The organism is Mesorhizobium sp. WSM4840, from assembly GCF_055811755.1.
In genome coordinates, this window is sequence record NZ_JBVVQD010000018.1 from 61,224 (window position 1) to 83,347 (window position 22,124).

Sequence of the window (22,124 nt, forward strand, 5' to 3'; positions counted from 1 at the left end):
CCCCAAGCAGCGCCCGCTGCCACACGCCGCCGTAGCGCGACTATGCTTGGCCCAGCTCGCGCATCGAGGCCGGCAGCGTTTCCCATGCCCGGATCAGCTCACCGATGGAAGCGGCCTCCATCTTGCGCATGACGTTGCCGCGGTGCAGCTTTACCGTCACCTCGCTGATGCCGAGGTCGAAGGCGATCTGCTTGTTGAGGCGCCCGCGCGCCACCTGACGCAGAACCTCGCGCTCGCGTGGCGTCAGCGTCTCAAAGCGTTCGACATTGCGCTTGACGACCGCAGCTTCCGCCCGCCGCGCGGCATCCATCGCAATGCCCGCAATAACAGCGTCAAGCAGCGTTTGGTCCCGCACCGGCTTGGTGAGAAAATCCACAGCCCCGGCCTTCATCGCTTGGACGGTCATCGGAATGTCGCCATGCCCGGTCAGGAAAATGACCGGCTTGGGGTTGCCCGTTTGGGCCAGATGCCGCTGCAGATCGAGACCGCTCGCTCCCGGCATGCGCACATCGAGGATCAGACAACCGGCCCGATCCAGTACGTCGGCATCGAGCAATTCGCGCGTCGAGCTGAAACAGACATGTTGAAACCCGGCGGAAAGTATCAATTCCGACAGCGCCTCCTGAACAGACACATCGTCATCCACAATGATAACGAGGGGCTGCTCCGCTTCGCTCCTGCGCTGCGATGACAACGGTGCCGTTCTCCGTAAGTGCGGCAGCTGCTCAACTCTCATGCCCATCTCCATTTTTCGAATTGCGTAATACATTGCCGATGGCTGCCAGCATCACCTTCGCATCGAAGGGCTTACGGAAGCACCCGCTGACGCCCTGGGCTCTGTCCGCATCGGCAATCTCGTGGCGCCCGGTGATCAGGAACACCGGCAGGTCCGGGCGCACCTTCTTCACCAGATCACAAAGTTCGAAGCCGTCCATGCCGGGCATCCCGATGTCGGTGATGAGCACGTCAAGGCCGGACAGCCCGTTGATGAGCAATGATCGCGCTGACGAGAAGCTGCGGGCCGCATAGCCGGCGGACTCCAGCAGATCCTCCAGCGACTCGAGTAGCCTTGGATCGTCATCGACAACGGCCACGACAGGTCTTCCCTTGGTCACGCCCGGTTCCCTCCCGCTCGGCGCGAGTGGGTGATCGGTATCTCCAGCCGCTGCGCGATACGCACGAGATCGGCGAGCGATGACGCCGCCATTTTCTGCATCACGTTCCTTCTATGGATCTGCAGCGTGACCTCGCTGATTCCGAGTTCAGCGGCTGCCTGTTTGTTGAGAAGGCCGCTCACCACGAGCGGCAGCACCTCGCGTTCGCGCGGCGTCAGGTCGAGATAGCGTTGCATCAGCGCGACCAGGTCAGCACGCGCGGACCTCCTTTCCCGATCCTCAGTGAGCGCCGCCTGGATTGCAGCCATGAGATCCGCATCACTGAAAGGCTTGGTGAGAAAGTCCACGGCGCCATGCTTGATCGCCTGGACGGAGGACGGGATGTCGCCGTGCCCTGTTATGAAAACGATCGGCGGATGATCTCCCTTTGATATCTGCCTCTGCAGATCCAGGCCGTTGATGTCGGGCAGCTCGACGTCGAGGATGAGGCATGCGGGGATGTCCGGCTTGTTTGCACCGATGTACTCGCTGGCCGAGCCGAACGCAGCGGCGCGCATACCGTGCGAATCCAGCAGCTCGCTCAGCGCCTCCCGCAGGCGCGCATCGTCGTCCACGATGAAGACGATATGGTCATCTGTGGTCATGGCGCCGCTTTCACTTCAATCGGCAAGGTGAAGACGAACGTCGCCCCCTGTGGTTCGTTCTTCTCCGCCCACAGGCGTCCGCCATGCGATTCGACGATCGAACGGCTGATCGCGAGCCCCATGCCCATTCCGTTCCCCTTCGTCGTGAAGAACGGCTCGAATATCTTGTCGGGAAACACGACCCCCGCGCCGCGATCACTGATCTCCGTTTGGACCACATCGCCCACGCGGCGGACCCTCACCCCAAGAACCCGGTCACCCGCAATGGAGTCCATCGCATCCATGCCGTTTCGAATCAGGTTCACCAGGACTTGCTGGATATGTACGCGGTCGAGAGCGAGAAGCGGCAAGCTGCTTCCGACATCGACATCCAGGCAGACGCGCCGCCGCGCCGCCTCCTCGGCCATAAGATCGCGCGCCTCGGCTATGATGCTACCGAGCTTCGTGCGATTCCTCGGCTCTACGGATTGCCTGAACAAGGCGCGGATTCGGCTGACAACCTCTGCTGCAGAATTGGCGTCCCGGATGATGCGCTCGGCGGTGATCTTCGCGCGCTCGAGGTTTGGGGGTTCGGCCGAAAGCCAGCGGTGGCATGCACTGGAGTTGGCGACGATTGCGGCCAGTGGTTGGTTCACCTCATGCGCTATGGATGCCGAGAGCTCGGCAAGGCTGGCTGCCTGGCTCGCACGCGCTAAACTTGCTTGCGCCAGACGCAACTCTTCCTGCGCCCGAACTTCCCCATCGATGTCGATGGAAATTGCGTACCATTGCACGATCGCGCCGTTTTGGTCCCGCACCGGTTCCCCGCGGCCGTCCACCCAGCGATACGCGCCATCCGCATGACGCATACGGTACTTCATGGAGTAGGGCTCCCCGGTGGCGAAGGAGTGGCGGACGGTCTCCAGCAGACGTGCGGCATCTTCCGGATGGACGAGGGTCGTTATGGCTGCCGCCAGTCGGCTCATGTCCGGCTTGTCCAGTTGGGCCAGGTCGTTCAAGCCGAAGAAGTCGAGCAAGCGCTTGTTGAAGAAGGTCGGCTCGCCTTCCGGCGTCAGACGTCTGATATGGACGGGAACCATGTTCACGAGCTGCGAGAGCTCGCGCTCCCGGTCGCGCAAGGCTTCTTGCGCGCTCACCTCATCGTTGATGTCGAGAGAAACGCCATACCATTCCGTGACCTCACCGTTTTCATCACGGCGAGGCTCCACCCTGCACTCGGCCCAGCGATACGCGCCGTCCTCTTCGCGCCAACGAAATCGCATCGTGGACACGCCGCCGGTTTCGAAGCAATTCCGTAGAGTGTTCTGCACCTCGGGAGCATCTTCGGGATGGATCAGCTCCTGCAGCAGTTGCTCGATGCGCGGCTCCTCGAGAGCTTCGAAATCCGCGATGACGGAGCGGAAATGGTCCTGGTAGCGCTTGTTGAAGTAGACCGGCCCGCCCGTAGGCTTTGCGCTCCAGATCCGGACTGGTACGGCATCGATCGTCTCCTGAAGCTGCCGCTCGCTCCGCCGCAGCGCCTCTTCGGCATGCATCTGATCGTCTATGTCGTGACAGAGCCCGTACCACTGGACGATGCGCCCGTCCTGGTCCCTCATCGGCTCGGCGCGGCTCGACATCCAGCGGTAGACCCCGTCTTGACGGCGCAAGCGATACCGCATCGCAAGGACCTCGCCGGTGGCGAGACAATGGCGGAGCGTGTCCGAGAACGCTGCTCTGTCGTCCGGATGGACGCCGGCCTCTATCATCGCCGTCATGCGGCTCATGCCCGGCTTGATCGTATCCGCCACGTCCAGGCCGAGAAAATCGACCATGCGCTTGTTGAAGAAAATCGGCTCGCCGTCGGGCGCGAGACGCCAGACGTGGCTTGGAACCATATCGACAAGCTGCGAAAGCTCCCGCTCCCGGTCGCGCGATGTGACCAGCGCCAGCTGACGCTGCCGAGATATGGCCGCCACGATGAGCGCCGAAAATGCCGAGATTGCCAGGAAAAGCTGCAGCATGACCTGCCTTTGTCTCTGGAACTCGGGAGCGCCGACAAACTGGCTGTCTCCAGATATCGTAAGTGCCATCGTGATCAGGGCGAGGAGCGTCAAGGCGACGGCGGCGCCTCTGAACTCGAAGCGCGCCGCGGCCCAAAGAAGGGGCGGCATGATGATGTAGGGGGTCGGCAGGTAGACGTCGCTCAAGGAAAGCGCGGCGACCCCAAGGAAGATCAGACCCAGGACGCTGGCTTCTACCGGCTGCGCGGGAGAGAGTCGGGTTTTGCTGCGCCAATACTGGATCACGACCAGTGCCGGTGGCGCTACGAGCAGGATTCCGGTGGCGTCTCCAATCCAAAACAGCGGCCATACCGCCGTGAAGGTTTGCGATTCCACGCCAAACCACGCAAGCGTCGCGCTTCCGACCGTCGCGCTGACGAGCGGCGCAACTCCAGCGCCTAGTACGACGAATGCGAGGACTTCCTGTAAAGTTTCAAGCCGAACCGGACGCCCGCATGCCCGGTTCACAAGCGTTGCGCCGGCAGCCGCGCCAAGGGCGTTGCCGATATAGATCAGAAAGCCCGCAGGCAGCGGACTGTGGAACCACACGAACTGCGCGAACATCTCCGCCAGGCAACCAGCCAGTATCCACCAAGGCCAACTGTAAGGCGAGGTGAGGATGAGCGTCGCGATGAAAACGCCGCCCGGAGGCCAAATGGAAACCGTTATTCCGGGGACGATTGCGAGCGCCTGGGCGAACCCGCAGCCCAAGACATACGCCGAAAAAAATAGCCCCAGATGAAGGAATTGCGGGCGCGACCAGACGGACATCATCGGTTTCTCCTGCCGGGCAAAGAAGGGCTGGGTATTGTCAACGCTGCGTGTAGCACGTCTCCGCGATATCTGGGCTGGCGAACTCATGATCTCGGCTGGCGAACTCATGGCCCACTCTAATTCGGCGCCCCCCCGGCTGCACCTCATGGAAATCCATGAGGCGTGGCCGAAGCGTACCTGGCCTAGCCCTCAGGATGATACTGCCTAGACCAGCCGAGTGGCGACATGGCCTCTCGCATGATGGCTCGGCCCGGCGCGTCCCGGCATGATTGCAGGCGATAAACCGCTTTCAAGGAGACATTCATGAATATCGCCACCAAACCGACGGCGCAGGCCGGGACCAAGCATGGGCCTCGCGTTAACTGGGCCGAGCAATCTCCGGAACTCGTGAAGAAGTTCACCGGGGTTGTCACGGCTCTCCGTGCAAGCTCGATCGAGGAGTCCATCCTCAATCTTGTCAATATTCGTGCTTCGCAGCTCAACGGCTGCTCCTTCTGCCTCGATATGCACGTCAAGCAGGCAAAGATGCACGGCGAGCGCGAACTGCGCCTCTACCACTTGGCCGCGTGGAGGGATTCGACCCTGTTCGCCCCACGCGAGCGCGCCGCACTCGCATGGACGGAAGCCCTGACCAAGCTGCCGGACCAGGGCGTTTCCGATGAGATCTATGAGCGCGTCCGCACGCAGCTGTCGGAAAAGGAGATCTCCGATCTTAGCTTCGCTGTCATGGTGATCAACTCGTGGAACCGCCTCAACGTCGGCTTCAAGACCGTGCCGGGTTCCGCCGATGCAATGTATGGCCTGGACAAGGCGGGGCTCAATTAGCCCGCTACAGACCGGCGGCACGGCTGTCGCCGTGTCGCCGCTGATCCTTGGCTGTGCGCAATGACCCGCCGGGGAAGCGCTATCGACAACCATACGTATCGCCGAATCGCGGCGACCGGCTTCCGCCGCGTTTACCGCCACTGCCGGCCAGTGCGCCTTTCCCACGCTCATTTCACGACACTCACCCAGGACTTGGCCGGACACTCGCCCTGCGAGCTAGCTCGGCCGTCTCGCGTTTCATTCCATCACGCCGGCCAGTTTCGAATTCCAATGCCAGCTCATCCGCCTCGGGCCCCTGCCCATGTCATGCCTGCCAATCGATCACACCGTACTGCGGGCATCCACGACATGGCTGGCGAACGCGCAAGCAGCCTCCTAGCCGCCAAAATTGACACGGCAACGCAACTCACGACGCTGGACGAGTTGTCGGGGTAGATGGGGTTGGTCAATCGGACCTGTTCACTCGCCCATCGTCTTTAGAGCCCGGGCGTGATTTTATTCAAAGCGCATGTCGATCCGCCGGGGGCTGGTTCGTCGACTTATTAGCGAGACTGTTCAGCGGCCATCACGTCCGCGGCTCGCCTCAGGAGGAGTTCTCAATGCGCTTCATGTCGTTCGTCACTTCCGCCCACGCCGGACCGCCAACGGCGGAACTCATCGAGGCGATGAACAAGCTCGCCGACCGGGAAATCAAGGCCGGCCGCATGGTCGACATGGGCGGGCTCACGCCGGTCACGATGGGCGCGCAGGTGCGCATCGCCGATGGAAAGCTCAGCGTCATCGATGGCCCGTTCGTCGAGGCGAAGGAGGTCATCGGGGGCTACGCGATCATGGAGTTCCGGAACAAGGAAGAGGCTGTGGCGTCGGCGGTCGAGTTCATGCAGCTCCACAAGGATTTCATGCCGGATTGGGAGGGCACGTGCGAGGTCCGCGCGTTTGCCGGCCCTTGAGGCGACGTTCCTGTAGACGTGGTCGGCGGCCATGACGGTCGCCGACGCCCATCGCACGATCCTCGCCGTGTGGCGGATCGAGCAGCCCCGGCTGATCACCAGTCTGGCGAGGATGCTGCGCGATGTGCCATTGGCCGAGGATTTGACGCAGGAAGCCCTGCTGGCCGCCCTCGAGCGGTGGCCCGCCACAGGCGTTCCAGAAAAACCAGGCGCCTGGCTGATGGCGACCGCCAAGCGCCGGGCCCTGGATCATCTGCGCCGCAGCCGGATGCTCGAGCGCAAGCACAACATTATCGCCTGGGACATGGAGGAGGAGCAGCAGGCCATGCCCGACCTCGACTCGGCCCTGGACGACGACATAGGCGATGAACTGCTTCGGCTCATCTTCACCGCCTGTCACCCGCGACTGTCGCACGGGGCGCGCGCGGCGCTGGCACTGCGGATGATCTGCGGCCTGACAACCGAGGAGATCGCCAGGGCCTTCCTGCTGCCGGAGGCGACGATCGCCCAGCGCATCGTGCGCGCGAAGCGGACTCTTTCGGAATCGGGGCTGGCCTACGAGACCCCAAGCGGGGAGGAGCTCTCAAAGCGGCTCTCCTCGGTGCTGGAGGTCGTCTACCTCATCTTCAACGAAGGCTACACCGCAGCGAGCGGCGAGGACTGGCTGCGCCCCCAGCTCTGCAATGAAGCGCTTCGCATGGGCCGCGTGCTCACCTCCATCGTGCCGCACGAGCCCGAAGCCCATGGACTGCTCGCTCTGATGGAGCTGAACGCCTCGCGCACGGCGGCGCGTACTGATGCAGGGGGCGAGCCAATCCTCATGCTGGACCAGAACCGCGCACTCTGGGACCAGCTCCAGATCCGGCGCGGGATGCAGGCGCTCGGGCGAGCACGCGAATTAGGCGGAGCCGGCGGCATTTACGTCCTCCAGGCGACGATTATCGCCTGCCACGCCCAGGCGAGGACGGCGGGCGATACCGACTGGTCGCGCATCGCCGGACTTTATGCGGAGCTGGCGGCTGTCGTGCGCTCGCCAATCATCGACCTCAACCGCGCGGTTGCCGTCGGCATGGCCGAGGGCCCAGAAGTGGCGCTGGTGATCGTGGACCGCCTTGCGCGCGAGCCGGCGCTCAAAGGCTATCACCTGCTGCCGAGCGTTCGCGGCGACCTACTCCACAAGCTCGGCCGTTACGAGGAGGCGCGGGCCGCGTTCGAAGCGGCCGCGACGCTGGCGGGCAACAGGCGGGAACATGACCTGCTGAGACGGCGCGCCGCCGAGGCGGCCGACGCAGCGATGTCATCATAATCCCTGATCAGACAAGGACATGGTCGACCCCGGATCGACTGCTTCCGGGGCTTTTGTCATTTCCCTAGCAAGGTCTGACGTGGATGTGGCTGAACGTCCGCTGTCCCGCCGAGCCGGAGTTCCAAGGTGGTTCCGTGAAACGGCAGCTTAGGGTCAGTTCGCGACCCTGGCCCCAGCAGGTTGAACGTCTGATATCTTCGTTATGAAACCTGAGGCTGCCGGTCCTCTCTCGGCGCCAAATGCGACAGTTTTGGTTCCGGCTCGGAAGGTCGCTCTTGGCGCAACTGAGCCCATCACGAACAGCGGATCCGCAGCATGTGAGCGAAGTCGGTATGACGTTGTTCGATGTTTGTTCGCGCAAAGTTGCATGAGATTGCAGTCTGGAACTGGCCTCTCGCGAGGGCCATCGACCGATCGCATCAGGTCGTATCTAAGGCCAAAAGAAAAACCGGCAGTTTGCCCAATCCTTGCTGCGAATGCGCTGCGTCAAGCTTTGATCGGGCGCGTTGCCCGACCGTTGTGCGGGAGGGACTCTATGGCCCAGCAGGAGCAGGTGCAGCTGGAGGGCAGCGCCGCGGACTCAACGAGCGCTACTGTTATGACAGCAGGAACGAAAAAGCAGTCCTCATGGGTCGATGCATGCTATGCACGCCCAGCATGGTGCGAACATAGGCGAACTCCGGCGAAGAGTTTGACAGCGGAGATCAGCGCAAGATGTCCGACAGGCTCTCGGGCTTCTTCTCGCCAAGCGACAGATCAAGGCCCGACAGAAGGTCGATGAGATGACTTCGCATCAGGTCGGACGCGTTTTTTGCGTCGTGCTTTTCGATGGCATCGACGAGGGCGTGATGGGCGTGGCTTTCGCAGGTGGTGTCGCGGCGGCGCCAGTAGAGCGCGATGATCAGCGACGACCGCGACAACAGGTCTTTGACGAAGCCGGTCAGGATCGAATGGCCGGCGATTTCGGCGATGCCGACATGGAATTTTGCCGACAGCATTATGGCGTCGCTGTCGCGGCCGGCATGCAGGGCCTCGTGCTCTTTTTGGAGATGAAGCCGCAGTTGCGCGATCTCGGCCGGCTTTGCCACTTCGGCGGCAAGCGCCGCGACCTTGGGCTCGATCAGCGCCCGCGCTTCGAACACCTCGCGCGCTTCCTGCTTGGTCGGCTGGGCGACGAACGCGCCGCGGTTCGGCTCGAGCCGAGCCAAGCGGTCATGCGACAGCGCCTGCAGCGCCGCGCGTATCACCGCGCGGCTCACCGAATAGATCGAGGCGAGTTCGTCCTCGGGCAGCTTTGTGCCCGGTGCGAGACGGTGGCTGACGATGGCGTCGCGCAGGCCGGCATAGACCGGAAACCAGCGCATCGTCGGCTTGTCGCCATCCCGTGTCTTTGGTCCAAGCAGGTCCATCGTCTCATTGTCCCGGCGGCCGGATCGCATAGCGGCGCGAACACCGCGTTTCCGGCCGGACATCGAACATCCTGTGTGGGAATGTCAACAATTTTGCGCGCATCAGGATACACGGCCGGTGGGCGAAAAGGGCGCAAAGATTCCGGCGAAGGATTTTTCGAGTGGAACCTGGTAGCCGCCGCGCTTCGAGGTCGACAGGCCAAGGCCGACGAGGCTCTCGCAGAGTTTTACCGCGCAGGCGACGCCGTCGAGCACGGGAAGGCCATGTTCGCGGCTGAGCGCGGCGGCGAGGTCGGCCATGCCGGCGCATCCCAGCACAATCGCTTCGGCCCGGTCGTCGCGGATGGCGCGCTCGATCTCCTCCGAAATTCGATGGCGGGCGTTGGAGCCGGGCACTTCGAGCTCCAGAACGGGAACGTCGCTTGCCCGCACCTTGGCGCAGCGGCTGGCGAGGCCGTAGCGCACCAGATTGTGCTCAATCGCCGGCACCGAACGCGACAGCGTCGTCACCACGCTGAACTTGCCGGCAATCAGGCTCGCCATGTGAAACGCCGCTTCGCCGATGCCGACCACCGGCATCTCGCCAACGCAGCGTACTGCGTCGAGGCCGGTGTCGTCGAAGCAGGCGATGACGCAGGCGCTCGCCGCCGGATGTCTCTGGATCTCGCCGATCATTCCCGGGATGGCGAAGACCTCGTCGAAATAGCCTTCGACGCTCGGCGGCCCGTCCTTCGGATTGACGGCGATGATCCTGGTGCCGGCCGAAGCCGCGCCGCGCGCCGCCTCGCCGATCTTTTCGGTCATGGACGCGGTGGTGTTGGGATTGACGACGAGTATGTCCATTTGCGCTTTCATATTTCGCCGCCGAGATAGAGTTTCTTGACCCGGTCGTCGCCAAGCAGCTCAGCCGAATGTCCGGCCAGCGCGATCTTTCCGGTCGTCAGTGCGTAGGCGCGCTGCGAGATGCGCAGCGCCATGCGCGAATTCTGCTCGACCAAGAGAACGCTGACCTTTTCGTCGCGATTGATCGCCACGATGGAGCGGGCGATGTCCTGGACGAGCTTCGGCGCGACGCCGAGCGAGGGTTCATCGAGCAGCAGAAGCTTCGGTTTGGCCATCAGCGCCCGCCCGATCACCAGCATCTGCTGTTCGCCGCCGCTCATCGTGCCCGCCGTCTGGGAATAGCGTTCCTTCAGGCGCGGAAATCGCCCGAGCACCATGTCCAGCGTCCTGGCGATTTCGGCCTTGTCGGTGCGGGTGAAGGCACCCATCATCAGATTGTCGCGCACAGTCATGTAGGAAAAGACGCGCCGGCCCTCCGGCACCATGGCGATGCCCATCCTGACCAGCTCGTCCGGCCGCGTTTTGTCGATGCGACGGCCCTGGAAATGGATCTCGCCGCTGCGGACCTTCTTCAGGCCGGTGATGGCGCGCAGGATCGAGGATTTGCCCGCGCCGTTCGCGCCGATCAGCGCGACGGTCTCGCCTTCGTTGACGTTGAGCGACACGCCCTTCAGTGCATAGACATGATCGTAGTAGAGTTCGACGTCGGAGACTTTCAGCAGTTCGCCCATGGCTAAAATCCGATCGTCTCATCTTCGGCGCCGAGATAGGCCTCGATGACCTTTTCGTTCTCCTGGATTTCCTTCGGCGTTCCCTCGGCGATTTTCACACCGAAGTTCAGGACGACGATGCGGTCGGAAATGTTCATGACGGCGGGCATATCGTGCTCGACCAGCAGGACAGTCACGCCGCGCTTCCGCACGCCGCGCACCATCTCCACCGCGCGCACGGTTTCGTCATGGTTCATGCCGGCGAAGGGCTCGTCGAGCAGAACAACGGTCGGGTTCGTGGCGAGCCCGATGGCAATCCCGAGCGCGCGCAGATGGCCGTGCGGCAGCGTGCTGGCGATCTCATGCCGTTGCGCGCCGAGATCGAGGAAGTCGATGATCTCGTCGGCCGAGCGGCCGAATTCATCCTCGTCGCGCCGTGCGGTATTCGTGCCGAGATAGAAGCCGGCAAGGCTGGCATTGGAACGCAGGTGATGCGCGATGATGACGTTGTCGCGCACGGTCATGCCCTTGAAGATCGTCGTCTCCTGGAACGTGCGCACCACGCCCTTCCGGGCGACAATATGCGGCGCCAGGCCTGAAATCCGCTCTCCCCGGAACAGCACTTCGCCCGAGGTCGGATTGAGGAAAGAGGAAATCAGCTTGAACAGCGTCGACTTGCCGGCGCCGTTGGGGCCGATGACGGAGAGGATTTCGCGTTCGCGGACCGCGAAGGAAACATTGTTGACCGCGACCAGCCCGCCGAAGCGTTTGGTCACGGCCTTGATCTGGAGAAGCTCGGTCATGGTCCTAGCCCTGCTTCTTGCCGAACAGCCTGAGGCTGAGCAGGCCGTTGGGAAGGAACAGCATCAGCGCGATCAGCACCGAAGAGAAGATCAGCAACTGGAACTCGCCGGTCTCGAACAGGAAATCCCAGCCGAAATAGAGCACGAAGGTGCCGATCATAGGCCCGAAGACGTAGCTGAGCCCGCCGAGGAAGCAGTTCAGCATGAAGTTCACCGAGTCGGTGACGGTGAAGCTCGACGGATAGATCGACTGCGAGATGGCGACGAACATCGCGCCGCCGAGACCGCCGAGGAACGAGGAGATGGCGTAGGCGATGACGCGCAGATAGGCGATGTTGACGCCGATCGAGGAGGCCAGTTCCTCGTTCTGCTGCAGCGACTGGCAGAGCTTGCCGATGCGCGAATGGACAAGGCGGTAAAGCCCGGCAAAGCACAGCACCATCAGCACCACCGAGACGAGATAGAACGCCGGGCGCGGATTGGCGAGCGTTGCGAAATCGGGAAGGATGGTCAGTCCGAAGATCGAAATGCCGCCGGGGAGCGGAATGCTGACCATGCCCTTGGCGCCGTTGGTGATCGGCAGCGCCAGCGCCAGCAGCCGCGCAACTTCGGTCAAAACCAGCGTGACCATGGCGAAATAGACGCCGCGGAGCCTGAGGATGGGCAGTCCGATCAGCACGCTTGCAGCGGCGCAGAACAGCCCGGCCAGCGGCAGTGTCAGCCAGAACGACACACCGTACTGGACAACAAGGATGGCCGAAACATAGCCGCCCATAAGCGCGAAGGCACCCTGGCCGATATTGATGCGGCCGATGTAGAAGGTCACCCACACGCCGGCGCTGGCGATGCTGAGCAGCGCGACTGAGGTCAGCGTGTAGTAGAGATCGAGCCGACCGGTCGCCTCGATCAGCCAGGGCACGCCGATGAGTACGACCAGCAGGAAGACAGCGACGGCGAGGATGTTGCGTGTACGCTTCATGTCCATCATCCCCACGGCTTGCCCATGAGCCCGTTCGGGCGGATGCTGAGGAAGACCATCAGCGCGGCGAAGATGACGAGATAGGTGACGTCGCCATAGTGGCGTAGCACCGTCAGGCCGACCGATTCCATCATGCCGAGGATGAAGCCGCCGGCGATCGCTCCGCTGACGACGCCGGCCCCACCGATCATCACCATCAAGAACGCCTTGATCGAGATCGGCCCGCCGATGCCCGAATTGACGCCGGTGGTGGCGACCAGCAGCCCGCCGACTATGCCGGCAAGCATGGCGCCAAGCGCAAAGCCGATCATCGAATAGCGGTCGACCTCGACGCCCATAAGCTGCGCCGCGACCCGGTCCTGCGCCAGCGCCCGCATGGCGCGTCCCGGCTTGCTATACTGCATGAAAAGCACGAAGGATGCGATGAACAGTATGGCGAGAGCGCCGACCAGCAGCCGGTCGTAAGGCATTATGAGGCTGTCGGAGACGAAGACTCCGTTGACGATCTTCGGCACGCCGCGCTGCTTTTCACCGAACAGGAGAAGGATCACGGCGTCGAGGAAGAATGCGACCGCCGCCGCGAGAAGCATCGTACTTTCCTCCCGCACGCTTCGCTTGATCACCGTTCTGAAAAGGAATTTCTCGACCAGCGCTCCAATGACCAGCAGCGTGATCCCGGACGCGACGAGCGCGACGACGAAAGGCATGCCGAGCTGGCCATAGACGGTGTAGGTGACGAAGCCGCCGAGAACGTACATCTGCCCATGGGCAAAGTTAAGCACGTTCATCAGCGCGAAGATCAGGGTCAGACCGAGCGCGATCAAGGCGTATTGCGCGCCAAGATAGAGCCCGTTAGCGATGACTTGTTCCATCAGGATGGTTCCGGCCGTTCAGAGGCTCAAGAGGAATGCACGAGAGCCTCTGCGGCAATCCGCTTCGGTGCAGTTGCGTCAATCGACTTGAGCGACGAAGAGCGTCTCGAACTTGCCGTCGCGGTATTCCGTGACCACCATTGGGACCGAAAGCTGGCGCTTCTGGCCGAACGACGTCATTCCGACATAGGTCAGCTTGGCATCGTCCTTCAGGTAGGGATTGGGCGCCGAGAAAGTGTCGATCGTCTTCTTGAATTCCTCGACATTGTCGATCGCGGCCGGGTTCGCCTTCAGCGTCTCGATGATGTATTCGAGCGCGTAGACCTTGGTGTTGGACTCGTCATTGTATTCGCCGAACATTTTCGTATAGCGGTCGACGAATTCCTTCATCGTGTCGGACGCGATTTCGGGCGTCGATGCGCCGCCGACCGAGATGAAGCCGTTGGCCAACTCGCCCGCGCCCTCCTCCAGCACCTTGGCATCCTGCGCCGTTTCGGTGGAGATCAGGCCTTCGTAGCCGAGCTCGCGCGCGGCGCGGATCAGCAGCGGCGCATTGCCGGGCGCGACACCCGAAAGCACCAGCAGGTCCGGTTTTTGCAAAACGATCGGCGTCAGTACCGGCGTGAAATCGCGGGTATCGTTTTGGTAGACATCCGTGGCAGCCACAACCTCGAGCCCGAGCGCCTTTGCCGCGGCAACACCGCCATCCCGCTGGCTCAGCGGATCGGATTCGTTGGCGGCGACAAAGGCAACTTTTTTCACGCCCCTGTTTTCCATGAGATATTTGTAGATCGCCGGAGCCGACTGGTAGTTGGCGATCATGCCGAGCACGGCGTTGGACGCCGGCGGGGTGTAGAGTTCCTTCGGGAATGCGTAGGGAAAATAGATGATGCCCTTGGATTCTGCCACGGGACGCACCGCCGCCGCGCCGTCGTCGACATTCGGACCGACGACATAGTGGATGCCCTCCTGGGCCATCTTCTCCATGCCGGCGATCGCCCGCTTCGGGTCCTTCTGGTCGTCGAAGGTGACGATTTTGATGTCATAGGTCTCGTCACCAATCTTCACACCGCCGGTTTCGTTGATCCAGGCGGCGCGTGTCTGCATCGAGCGGACGTTGGATGTGCCCCACGCAGCGGCCGCGCCACTCGTCACGCCGACAAAGCCGATCTTGAGTTCCTTGTTGGCGGCGTGCACCGTGATTGTGCCGCCGGCCATGATTGCCAGCGCGGAGACGGCGCCGAGCGCGGCGAATGTGATTATTGAACGTCTGTTGATCATTGTTCTTCCCCTTGGAGGCCGCGCATTGTTGCGACAGAACTCGACCGATACGCGGACTTTTGTGAGTGAAGGCTCAAATCAATCACTTGTCAACAAAACTTTTAAAGATTGTTGACAATCTTGTGACCGGCCGTAGATGAAGGACGTAGGGACCGATCGCGGTTCGGTGCTTTGCTCGAGAGCTTCGTGGTGTCGGAATTCCTGAAGCTCGCATCGTGGTCAGAGCGACGGGTGTCTTTCTCACACTACCGGACCAAGGATCAGGACGAGGTCGGCGTCGTGATCGAGGATCGACGCGGTCGGGTCGTCGGTATCGAGGTGAAGGCCTCCGCAACGGTTCCGCAGGACTTTCGGGGATTGCGCCAGTTGCAGGAAGGAGTCCGCGATCGTTTTGTGCGCGGGCTGGTGCTGCACGACCATCACCGTGTGACGCCGTTCGGCGAAAAATTGCAAGCTGCACCGCTGTCGGTTCTGTGGTCGATGTAAAGTTGCATAAAATGCGGTGTGGAACTTGGGTCGCGAGGTGGTCTAAATGTTCCCAGATCGAAACGAGCCGAGCCTTCATTGGTCGCGGTGATTTCTGGCAACCTCGCCACCTCCCGCAAGCCATCTTGCATCGAACCAGCGGTCCGCCGACCCGTCATAGGGCAGCCGCGTGACCGGTGGACCGCCGCCGATGAAAACGACACGGCCGACAAAGCGTTGGAGCGTGTCCTCGGGATCCATGCTGGAGCGAACAACGACAAGTTCCCGATCCGCGCGAGCAAAATCCGCTCGCGATCGACGCGGTCCTTTTCAGCATTACGGAAACAGACGGCGACGTCGATAATGGCCGCTAAGCCGCCCAGGCGTTCCTGCTTCGGCACGATCGCCCGCGTGTGACCGGGTAACGGCGCGCCAGCATGGTTCGGTACTTTATAGCCCCTTTAGGACGGCTAGGCACGCATTCAGGCGATTTGGTGTTTCTCGCCGTGATTCGGTGCAGGAGACCAGGAGTTGGCGAGGTCGCGCCGGTCTGAGACCTCGGTCCTCCCGATCTGAACGTCCACTATTGTCCTTTCGGACACCGGAAAGCTGCCAGTCCGCTATCGTGAAGAGTTTCGGGCGCCGGCAGGCGTACGAAAGTCCCCGAGGAAGGACGGGCCACAGGCGGTGGGCTCGCGACCGCGAGCAGTTCGCGGGCGAGCGCGAGCCCTTACCGCGCGCGCCCATCCCGCGCAGCGGGTTCGTTTGTCGGCCCCCCAAATGCGACGTCTGAGTAGTGGTTCGGCGATAACCGCTCTTGGCGCAACCAGGAGGTTACGACCTTGCTCCAGCAGCTCTACGCGTCTAAGGACACGCCGCGGCGCGGCGGCAGTTCGATCTTCTCGAGCGCTGATGCCATCAGGGCCAAGCCGATATGCCTGTAGACACCCGAGGAACTGCTGTCGGTGTGGCCCTGAATGGCGTCGGCCACGCTGTCAGAAATGCCAACCCTTGACGCTTCGGTCTTGAACCAGTGCCTCAGCGCATGATTCGGCGCCTTGCGTCGATCGGAAAACCCGTTCTGTCGAATCCAGGACGCCAGCCGGTTGGCAACGCCCTTCGAGGCGTGCTTTCGCTTTGGATCGCCTGACGAGCGGCCATAGAAGAGTGGCCCTTGGCCTTTTGCGCTTACGAACTCCAGGAACCCTGCAGCCAGCAGAGCGGGATGGATCGGCACGGTCCTTTCGCTTTCGGCATTCTTGAGGCTGCCGGCATCGCTTGCGGGCATGATCTTGACGACCTGGTATCCGTCTTCCTCAAACACATGACTGCCGTGGAGCTGTGCGACCTCCCCAATTCGAGAGCCCGTAGCGGCTGCCAGCCAGGGGAGCCACTTCTTCCAGGGGTCAGAAGCATTGCTGGCCAGGTCCAGCAGACGAGCCACTTTTTCCCCGCTGTAGCCGAGCATCTTCTTGCCCGCCTTCGTCTTGCGCGCGACCTTGATGCCCTGGGAGGGATCGGAGGCCGCGAGCCTGTTCGCCACGGCAAACCTGAACTAAGAGCCTGATTTCTTTCAGGTTCTGATTTTTCTGATCCAGTTCGGCCCAGTTGTAACAGTGACTGTTATAGTCAGGGCTCGAACAGGATGGCGAAACTGCCCGAACGGATGATGACGCGCAGCGGCACCTTCTACTGCCGAATTTGGGCGGGCAATCGGCGAGGGGCAGCCTGATCTTTCGCTGGGCGATCTTCGTGCAGGCAATTTTCGGCAGGCGAAGAATCCTGAGGCGTCTGGCTTGGGCAGTTCCCGACGGCACCAACCGCCAAGCCGATCTCGCTCGACGAACTCTTCGAGCGCTGGGAGGCGGAAACCGATCCGAGTGCCAGCACACTGTCCAGCTGGCGCGGCATCATGCGCGACCTCAAATCATTCGTCGGGAACAAGGCGGACGACATTACTCGCATCGCCGCCGAGGATATCGTCGGCCGGAAAGACAAGCTCGTCAAGGCGAACAAGGCGGCGGCAACCATCTCGCGAGGCTATCTTGGCTGCGCCCGTGCGCTGCAGATAGATGGTGCCCAGAAGAGGACTCGAACCTCCACTCCTTGCGGAACACGGACCTGAACCGTGCGCGTCTACCAATTCCGCCATCTGGGCTGGTGCGGGCTCTTTAGGCGGGCAAGGGGTGAGTGTCAACGCGCTTTTTTGCTCAATCAAGAAACACGCCCGCGCGCCGGCTCACCCACCAGCACCTCCTTCGATGCCACCGTCGAATCGGCATTGAGCTTGTAGATGACGGGCACGCCGGTGCCGAGCTCCAGTCTGACGATCTCCTCGCCCGACTTGCCGTCCAGCGCCATGATGAGCGCGCGCAGCGAATTGCCGTGCGCCGCCACCAGCACGGTGCCGCCGCGCAGCACATGCGGCTGCAGGTCGTGCAGATAATAGGGCCAGACGCGCGCGCCGGTGTCCTTCAGGCTTTCGCCGCCGGGCGGCGGCACGTCGTACGAGCGGCGCCAGACATGCACCTGCTCCTCGCCCCATTTCTGGCGCGCGTCGTCCTTGTTGAGGCCGGAGAGGTCGCCATAGTCGCGCTCGTTCAGCGCCTGGTCGCGGATCGTCTCGAGATCGCTCTGGCCGACGGCGTCGAGAATATGCTGGCAGGTCTTCTGCGCCCTGATCAGCGACGACGTGAAGGCGATGTCGAACTTCATGCCGCGCGCCTTCAGCTTGGCGCCCGCCTCCTTGGCCTCGGCGTGGCCCAGATCGGTCAGGTCGACATCGCGCCAGCCGGTGAAAAGGTTCTTCAGGTTCCATTCGCTCTGGCCATGGCGCACGAGCACGAGAGTTCCCGACATTTTTGCTCCTTCAGTTTGTGGATCAGATCGTCTCAGACGAGTCCGAGCACGTCCCGCATCGAATACAGTCCCGGCTTCCTGCCGCGCGCCCACAGTGCTGCCTTGACTGCGCCGCGGGCGAAGATCGCCCGGTCCTCGGCGTGATGGGCGAGCGTGATGCGCTCGCCGGTGCCGGCCAGCACCACGGAATGGTCGCCGACCACCGAGCCGCCGCGCAGCGTGGCGAAGCCGATCGAGCCCGCCTTTCGAACGCCGGTGTGGCCGTCACGCGACCGCACGCTGCTCCCGTCAAGATCGATGCCGCGCCCAGTGGCGGCGGCTTCACCGAGCAGGAGCGCCGTTCCCGAGGGCGCGTCGACCTTGTGCCGGTGATGCATTTCGAGGATTTCGATGTCGAAATCGTCGGCATCGAGCGCGCGCGCCGCCTGCTCCACCAGCACCGCCAGCAGATTGACGCCGAGGCTCATATTGCCTGACTTCACGATCGTAGCATGGCGCGCCGCCGCGGCGATCTTGGCATTGTCGTCCGCCGAGCAGCCGGTGGTGCCGATGACGTGGGCGATGCGCGCCTGCGCCGCATAGCCGGCGAATTCGACAGTCGCCGCCGGGCTTGTGAAATCGAGTACGCCGTCGGCCCTGGCGAAGGCCGGTAGCGGGTCGTCGCCGATCGCCACGCCGATAGTGCCGATGCCGCCAAGCTCGCCGGCATCCTTGCCGAGATGTGGCGAGCCGGGCCGCTCGATCGCGCCGGCGACGCGTGCCCCCGGTATGGTGTGGATGGCGCGGATCAGCGCCTGGCCCATGCGGCCGGCCGCGCCGACCACCACCAGGCCCATTTCATTGACGGGGGGGTCGTTTGTGGCCGTACCGCTCATAAATCTCTCCCAATCGCTTTTTTCGCGCGCCGCAGCGGAGTTTGGATTGGCTTGCCGTCGTCGACAAGCCCCAGCCCCTTGTTGCCCTGCACCCGGTGGAACCGGGCATATACGCTATGCGGGTCGGCCATCAGCGAGGCATGCGTGCCTTGTTCGACCAGCCGGCCCTGTTCTAGCACGATGATGTGGTCGGCATTGACCACCGTCGACAGCCGGTGCGCGATGACGATGGTCGTGCGCCCTTGCATAACCTGGGTCAGCGCCTGCTGGACGCGCGCTTCGGCCTCGTTGTCGAGCGCCGAGGTCGCCTCGTCGAGCAGCAGGATCGGCGCCTCCCGCACGATGGCGCGGCCGATCGACAGGCGCTGGCGCTGGCCGCCCGATAGCGTCAGGCCGCCTTCACCGACAGGGGTGTCATAGCCTAGCGGCTGCTGGCGGATGAAGCCATCGGCCTCGGCCTGTTGTGCGGCCAGTTCGATCTCGGCGTCGCTGGCGCTCAGCCGCCCGTAGCGGATATTGTCGCGAATGGTGCCTTCGAACAGATAGGGCTGCTGCGAGACATAGGCGATGGAGCGGCGCAGCGACTGCTTGGTCACCTCTAAAATGTCCTGGCCGTCGACCTCGATGCTGCCCGCCTCGACATCGTGGAAACGCTGCAGAAGCGCCACCAGCGTCGACTTGCCGGCGCCCGAGGCGCCGACGATGGCCGTCATCTTGCCGGCGGCGGCGACGAAGCTGAGATCCTGCAGCACCGGAGCGTCGGCGACATAGCCGAACGACACATTGTTGAAACGCACCTCGCCCCTGGTGATCTTCGCTTCGGCCGCTCCGGCCGCGTCGCCTTGCTGCGGCTCGAGGTCGAGCAGCTCGTAGATCATGCGTGCATTGACCAGCGCCCGTTCCATGCCGACCTGCATGCGCGCCAGCCGCCGGGCCGGGTCGTAGGCGAGCAGCAATGCGGTGATGAAGGCAAAGACGGCGCCAGGCGGCTGGCCGCCGACGGCCGCCCGATAGCCTGAATAGGCGATGACGCCGGCGACGGCGAAGCCGGCCAGCATTTCGGAGATCGGCGTCAATCGTTCCGACACGCGGGCGATGCGGTTTGCCCGTTGCTCGGCACCGTCGACAAGGCCGCTGACGCGGCGCGACAGCTCGTCCTCCAGCGTAAACGCCTTGACGATGGCGATGCCTTGCGTTGCTTCCTGCATGGCGCCGATCAGCCGCGAGTTGATCTGCACGGCTTCGCGCGTGGCGCGTCTTATCCTGCGGGTGAGGTAGACGACGGTGTAGATTAGCGGCGGCCCGATCAGCAGCGACATCAGGGACAGCATCGGATCCTGCCAGATCATGACGCCGATCAGCGCGGCCAGCGATACGGCGTCGCGTGCCACTGATGTCAGCGTCATCGACAGCAGGTCGCGGATGCCGTTGACGTTCTCGTTGATCTGGGCGGCCAGCCGTCCCGAGCGCGTGTCGTTGAAGAAACCGATGCCGAGCTTCATCAGGTGAGCGAAGATGCGGCGTTGGTATCGGGCCACCAGATTGTTGCCGATCCTGGCCAGCGTCACCGCCTGGCCGTAGGTGGCCAGCCCGCGCAGCATGAAGGCGCCCAGGATCGATAGACAGATCAGCGCGATGAGATCGCCGCGCTGCTCATAGAAGATCTGGTCGACGACATCCTTCATGATCCAGGCGGTGAAGGCAGTCGTGGCCGCAACCGTCACCAGGCACAGAACCGCCAGAACATAATACCAGCGATAGTCGCGGCTATTCTCGGCGATGATGCGGCGGATCACCGCCACGATCTGGCCGGGCCGGGCTTTGGCTTGGTGGTTTGGCGACTGGTTCAAGTCGGGATCGTTCCGTGATGTCGGTTCGGCTCCGCGGCCGGGCCAATTCGGCAATCCTCTTAGCGCCCCGGCGGCGGCTTGCCTATGGCAGAGGCCGGCAAAACTTCGCCGCGGCTTCTGTCGTCATCTAGGCCCGCCAGCGCCGCCCGGCGGTCTGGACGCCGAACAGCGACGGGTTTCTGGCATAGGCGGCAAGGCCGGAAAGCGCTGCCAGCGGATGGGTGATCACATAGACGGGCATGGTGCGCATCAGCTCGCTGTGCGGCGCCTTGTCCTCGAAGGCGGCGCGGAAATTGCCGGTTTTCAGCGCCGGCAGGATTTTCTGCGCGATGCCGCCGGTCAGGAAGACGCCGCCGCGGCTCATGAACACCAGCGCAAGGTCGCCGGCGGTGCGCCCCAGGCAGGTGACGAACATCGACAGCGCTTCCTCGGCCACCGGATCTGATTTGGCCAATGCCGCGGCGGTGACCTCGGCCGGCGTGGTGAAAGGCGTCGGCTTGCCGTCCGCCTTGGCCACCGCCCGATACGCATTGACCAGGCCGCGTCCGGACAAAATCTGTTCGCCGGAGATTCTGCCATCGAGCTTCTCAATATGCGGAAAGACCTGGAAATCGCGCGGCGAGCGCGGCCCGATGTCCATGTGTCCCCCCTCGCCGGGCACCGGAATCCAGTGGTTCAGCGCGTGGACCAGGCCGGCGACGCCAAGCCCGGTTCCGGGACCGAGCACCACCCGTCCGGCATTGGGCTCCGGCGCATCGCCGCCGATCTTTTCCATATGCTCTTCGCCGAGCGCCACGACGGCCAGCGCCTGCGCCTCGAAATCATTGAGCACCACGACGTCGCTGAGGCCGAGGCTGGCAAACATCTTTCGCGGCTTGACGATCCACGGACAGTTGGTGAGCGGGATCTCGTCGCTATCGACCGGACCGGCCACCGCCAGCACCGCGGAGTTGGGCCGGACCGACGAGCGGTCGAGCACCGCCGCCTGGATCGCCTCGTCGATCGTGTTGAAATTGGCGGTCTGGACGATCTGCGGTTCGGTTGGTACCGAGTTCGCGTCGAGCACGATCGAAAAGCGCGCATTGGTGCCGCCAATGTCGCCGATCAGGACCGGAAACTGCAGCGCTGTGTCGTCGTCGCCTGGCATGCTCTCGTCCGTCCCGGTTCCCAGTGGCGTTCCGCCGTTCTTTCGTTGACTAGCGCATGACCCGGGAAAGGGAAAGTCGCTTCAGAGTCAGTTCCGGTGCAATCACTTCAGGTCCGAATTTCGTCCTTGCCCCATTCAGCGTTGGCGCTGCCCCTCACCTGCCTGCCGGCATCCTCTCCCCGTATAGTGACGGGGAGAGGGGGCGCTTTCATCGATGGTTCGCTAATCTCCAACGATGCAAGAACGGCGCCAAGGCAGCGGCCAGCCCCTTTCTCCTCGTCACTATACGGGGAGAAATGCCCGGTCCACCCTCCGCAGCTGCTGCGGAGGACGGGCAGGGCAATGAGGGGCGGCGCCGACCCCAACAGTTGGTCG

General features: G+C 63.0%; 19 protein-coding genes, 1 tRNA gene and 1 pseudogene. 4 read left to right on the forward strand and 17 right to left on the reverse strand.

What is annotated here, in order from left to right:
- Positions 1-40 precede the first annotated feature (40 nt).
- Genes AC0L3I_RS22920 through AC0L3I_RS22935 form a run of 4 tightly spaced genes read right to left on the reverse strand, consistent with a single transcriptional unit; the run spans position 41 to position 4,575 of the window.
- Complete coding sequence (locus tag AC0L3I_RS22920) at positions 41-736, reverse strand: response regulator transcription factor (RefSeq protein WP_473485822.1); 696 nt, start codon at positions 734-736, stop codon at positions 41-43.
- Complete coding sequence (locus AC0L3I_RS22925) at positions 726-1,115, reverse strand: response regulator (protein WP_473485736.1); 390 nt, start codon at positions 1,113-1,115, stop codon at positions 726-728. Before AC0L3I_RS22925 ends, AC0L3I_RS22920 begins: the two co-directional genes overlap by 11 nt.
- On the reverse strand, positions 1,112-1,759 hold the full coding sequence (locus AC0L3I_RS22930; protein ID WP_473485735.1) for a response regulator transcription factor: 648 nt from the start codon (positions 1,757-1,759) through the stop codon (positions 1,112-1,114). Before AC0L3I_RS22930 ends, AC0L3I_RS22925 begins: the two co-directional genes overlap by 4 nt.
- Entirely contained in the window at positions 1,756-4,575 is a 2,820-nt protein-coding gene (locus tag AC0L3I_RS22935) for an MASE1 domain-containing protein (protein WP_473528308.1), read from the reverse strand. The genes AC0L3I_RS22930 and AC0L3I_RS22935 overlap by 4 nt, the downstream gene beginning before the upstream one ends.
- 303 nt (positions 4,576-4,878) lie before the next feature.
- On the opposite strand from AC0L3I_RS22935, the gene AC0L3I_RS22940 reads away from it, so the two are divergent.
- The 3 genes from AC0L3I_RS22940 to AC0L3I_RS22950 all read left to right on the forward strand — a co-directional run bounded on the left by AC0L3I_RS22940 (position 4,879) and on the right by AC0L3I_RS22950 (position 7,656).
- The gene (locus AC0L3I_RS22940) at positions 4,879-5,400 is read left to right on the forward strand and encodes a carboxymuconolactone decarboxylase family protein (protein ID WP_473485734.1); all 522 of its coding nucleotides are present in this window, start codon (positions 4,879-4,881) and stop codon (positions 5,398-5,400) included.
- Between the two features lie 599 nt (positions 5,401-5,999).
- Positions 6,000-6,350 (forward strand): YciI family protein, encoded by a 351-nt coding sequence (locus AC0L3I_RS22945; RefSeq protein WP_473528309.1) that lies wholly within the window; start codon positions 6,000-6,002, stop codon positions 6,348-6,350.
- Between the two features lie 31 nt (positions 6,351-6,381).
- Entirely contained in the window at positions 6,382-7,656 is a 1,275-nt protein-coding gene (locus AC0L3I_RS22950; RefSeq protein ID WP_473485732.1) for an RNA polymerase sigma factor, read from the forward strand.
- A 704-nt stretch (positions 7,657-8,360) separates the two neighbouring features.
- Here AC0L3I_RS22950 and AC0L3I_RS22955 read toward each other — a convergent pair.
- From AC0L3I_RS22955 to AC0L3I_RS22985, 7 genes are all read right to left on the reverse strand, one after another.
- Entirely contained in the window at positions 8,361-9,065 is a 705-nt protein-coding gene (locus AC0L3I_RS22955; protein ID WP_473485821.1) for a GntR family transcriptional regulator, read from the reverse strand.
- 102 nt (positions 9,066-9,167) lie between these two features.
- Positions 9,168-9,908, reverse strand: a complete 741-nt coding sequence (locus tag AC0L3I_RS22960; protein ID WP_473485731.1) for an aspartate/glutamate racemase family protein — start codon at positions 9,906-9,908, stop codon at positions 9,168-9,170.
- Positions 9,909-9,916: 8 nt separating this feature from the next.
- A complete protein-coding gene (locus tag AC0L3I_RS22965; protein WP_473528310.1) occupies positions 9,917-10,639 on the reverse strand; it encodes an ABC transporter ATP-binding protein in 723 nt (240 codons plus the stop codon).
- Positions 10,640-10,641: 2 nt separating this feature from the next.
- Positions 10,642-11,421 carry an ABC transporter ATP-binding protein gene (locus tag AC0L3I_RS22970; RefSeq protein WP_023797266.1) on the reverse strand — a complete coding sequence of 260 codons (780 nt, stop codon included), beginning with the start codon at positions 11,419-11,421 and terminating at the stop codon, positions 10,642-10,644.
- Positions 11,422-11,425: 4 nt separating this feature from the next.
- Positions 11,426-12,400 carry a branched-chain amino acid ABC transporter permease gene (locus AC0L3I_RS22975; RefSeq protein WP_095491656.1) on the reverse strand — a complete coding sequence of 325 codons (975 nt, stop codon included), beginning with the start codon at positions 12,398-12,400 and terminating at the stop codon, positions 11,426-11,428.
- Positions 12,401-12,405: 5 nt separating this feature from the next.
- A complete protein-coding gene (locus tag AC0L3I_RS22980; protein ID WP_473528311.1) occupies positions 12,406-13,272 on the reverse strand; it encodes a branched-chain amino acid ABC transporter permease in 867 nt (288 codons plus the stop codon).
- 78 nt (positions 13,273-13,350) lie between these two features.
- Positions 13,351-14,553: an ABC transporter substrate-binding protein gene (locus AC0L3I_RS22985; RefSeq protein ID WP_473528312.1), complete on the reverse strand. Its 1,203-nt coding sequence runs from the start codon at positions 14,551-14,553 to the stop codon at positions 13,351-13,353.
- A 159-nt stretch (positions 14,554-14,712) separates the two neighbouring features.
- Between AC0L3I_RS22985 and AC0L3I_RS22990 the strand changes: the two are divergent.
- Positions 14,713-15,039 (forward strand): annotated as a pseudogene (locus tag AC0L3I_RS22990) (DUF4143 domain-containing protein); the annotation flags it as partial.
- Between the two features lie 835 nt (positions 15,040-15,874).
- On the opposite strand, the gene AC0L3I_RS22995 reads toward AC0L3I_RS22990, so the two are convergent.
- The 6 genes from AC0L3I_RS22995 to AC0L3I_RS23020 form a co-directional block, all read right to left on the reverse strand.
- Positions 15,875-16,486, reverse strand: a complete 612-nt coding sequence (locus tag AC0L3I_RS22995; protein ID WP_473528313.1) for a tyrosine-type recombinase/integrase — start codon at positions 16,484-16,486, stop codon at positions 15,875-15,877.
- Between the two features lie 605 nt (positions 16,487-17,091).
- Positions 17,092-17,176 (reverse strand) — tRNA-Leu (locus AC0L3I_RS23000).
- 56 nt (positions 17,177-17,232) lie between these two features.
- Positions 17,233-17,877: a 2,3-bisphosphoglycerate-dependent phosphoglycerate mutase gene (locus tag AC0L3I_RS23005; protein WP_473528314.1), complete on the reverse strand. Its 645-nt coding sequence runs from the start codon at positions 17,875-17,877 to the stop codon at positions 17,233-17,235.
- A gap of 32 nt (positions 17,878-17,909) precedes the next feature.
- On the reverse strand, positions 17,910-18,752 hold the full coding sequence (dapB, locus tag AC0L3I_RS23010) for a 4-hydroxy-tetrahydrodipicolinate reductase (RefSeq protein WP_473528315.1): 843 nt from the start codon (positions 18,750-18,752) through the stop codon (positions 17,910-17,912).
- Entirely contained in the window at positions 18,749-20,602 is a 1,854-nt protein-coding gene (locus AC0L3I_RS23015) for an ABC transporter ATP-binding protein (protein ID WP_473528316.1), read from the reverse strand. The genes dapB and AC0L3I_RS23015 overlap by 4 nt, the downstream gene beginning before the upstream one ends.
- Positions 20,603-20,729: 127 nt before the next feature.
- Positions 20,730-21,749, reverse strand: a complete 1,020-nt coding sequence (locus AC0L3I_RS23020; protein WP_473485724.1) for a glucokinase — start codon at positions 21,747-21,749, stop codon at positions 20,730-20,732.
- Between the last annotated feature and the right edge of the window lie 375 nt (positions 21,750-22,124).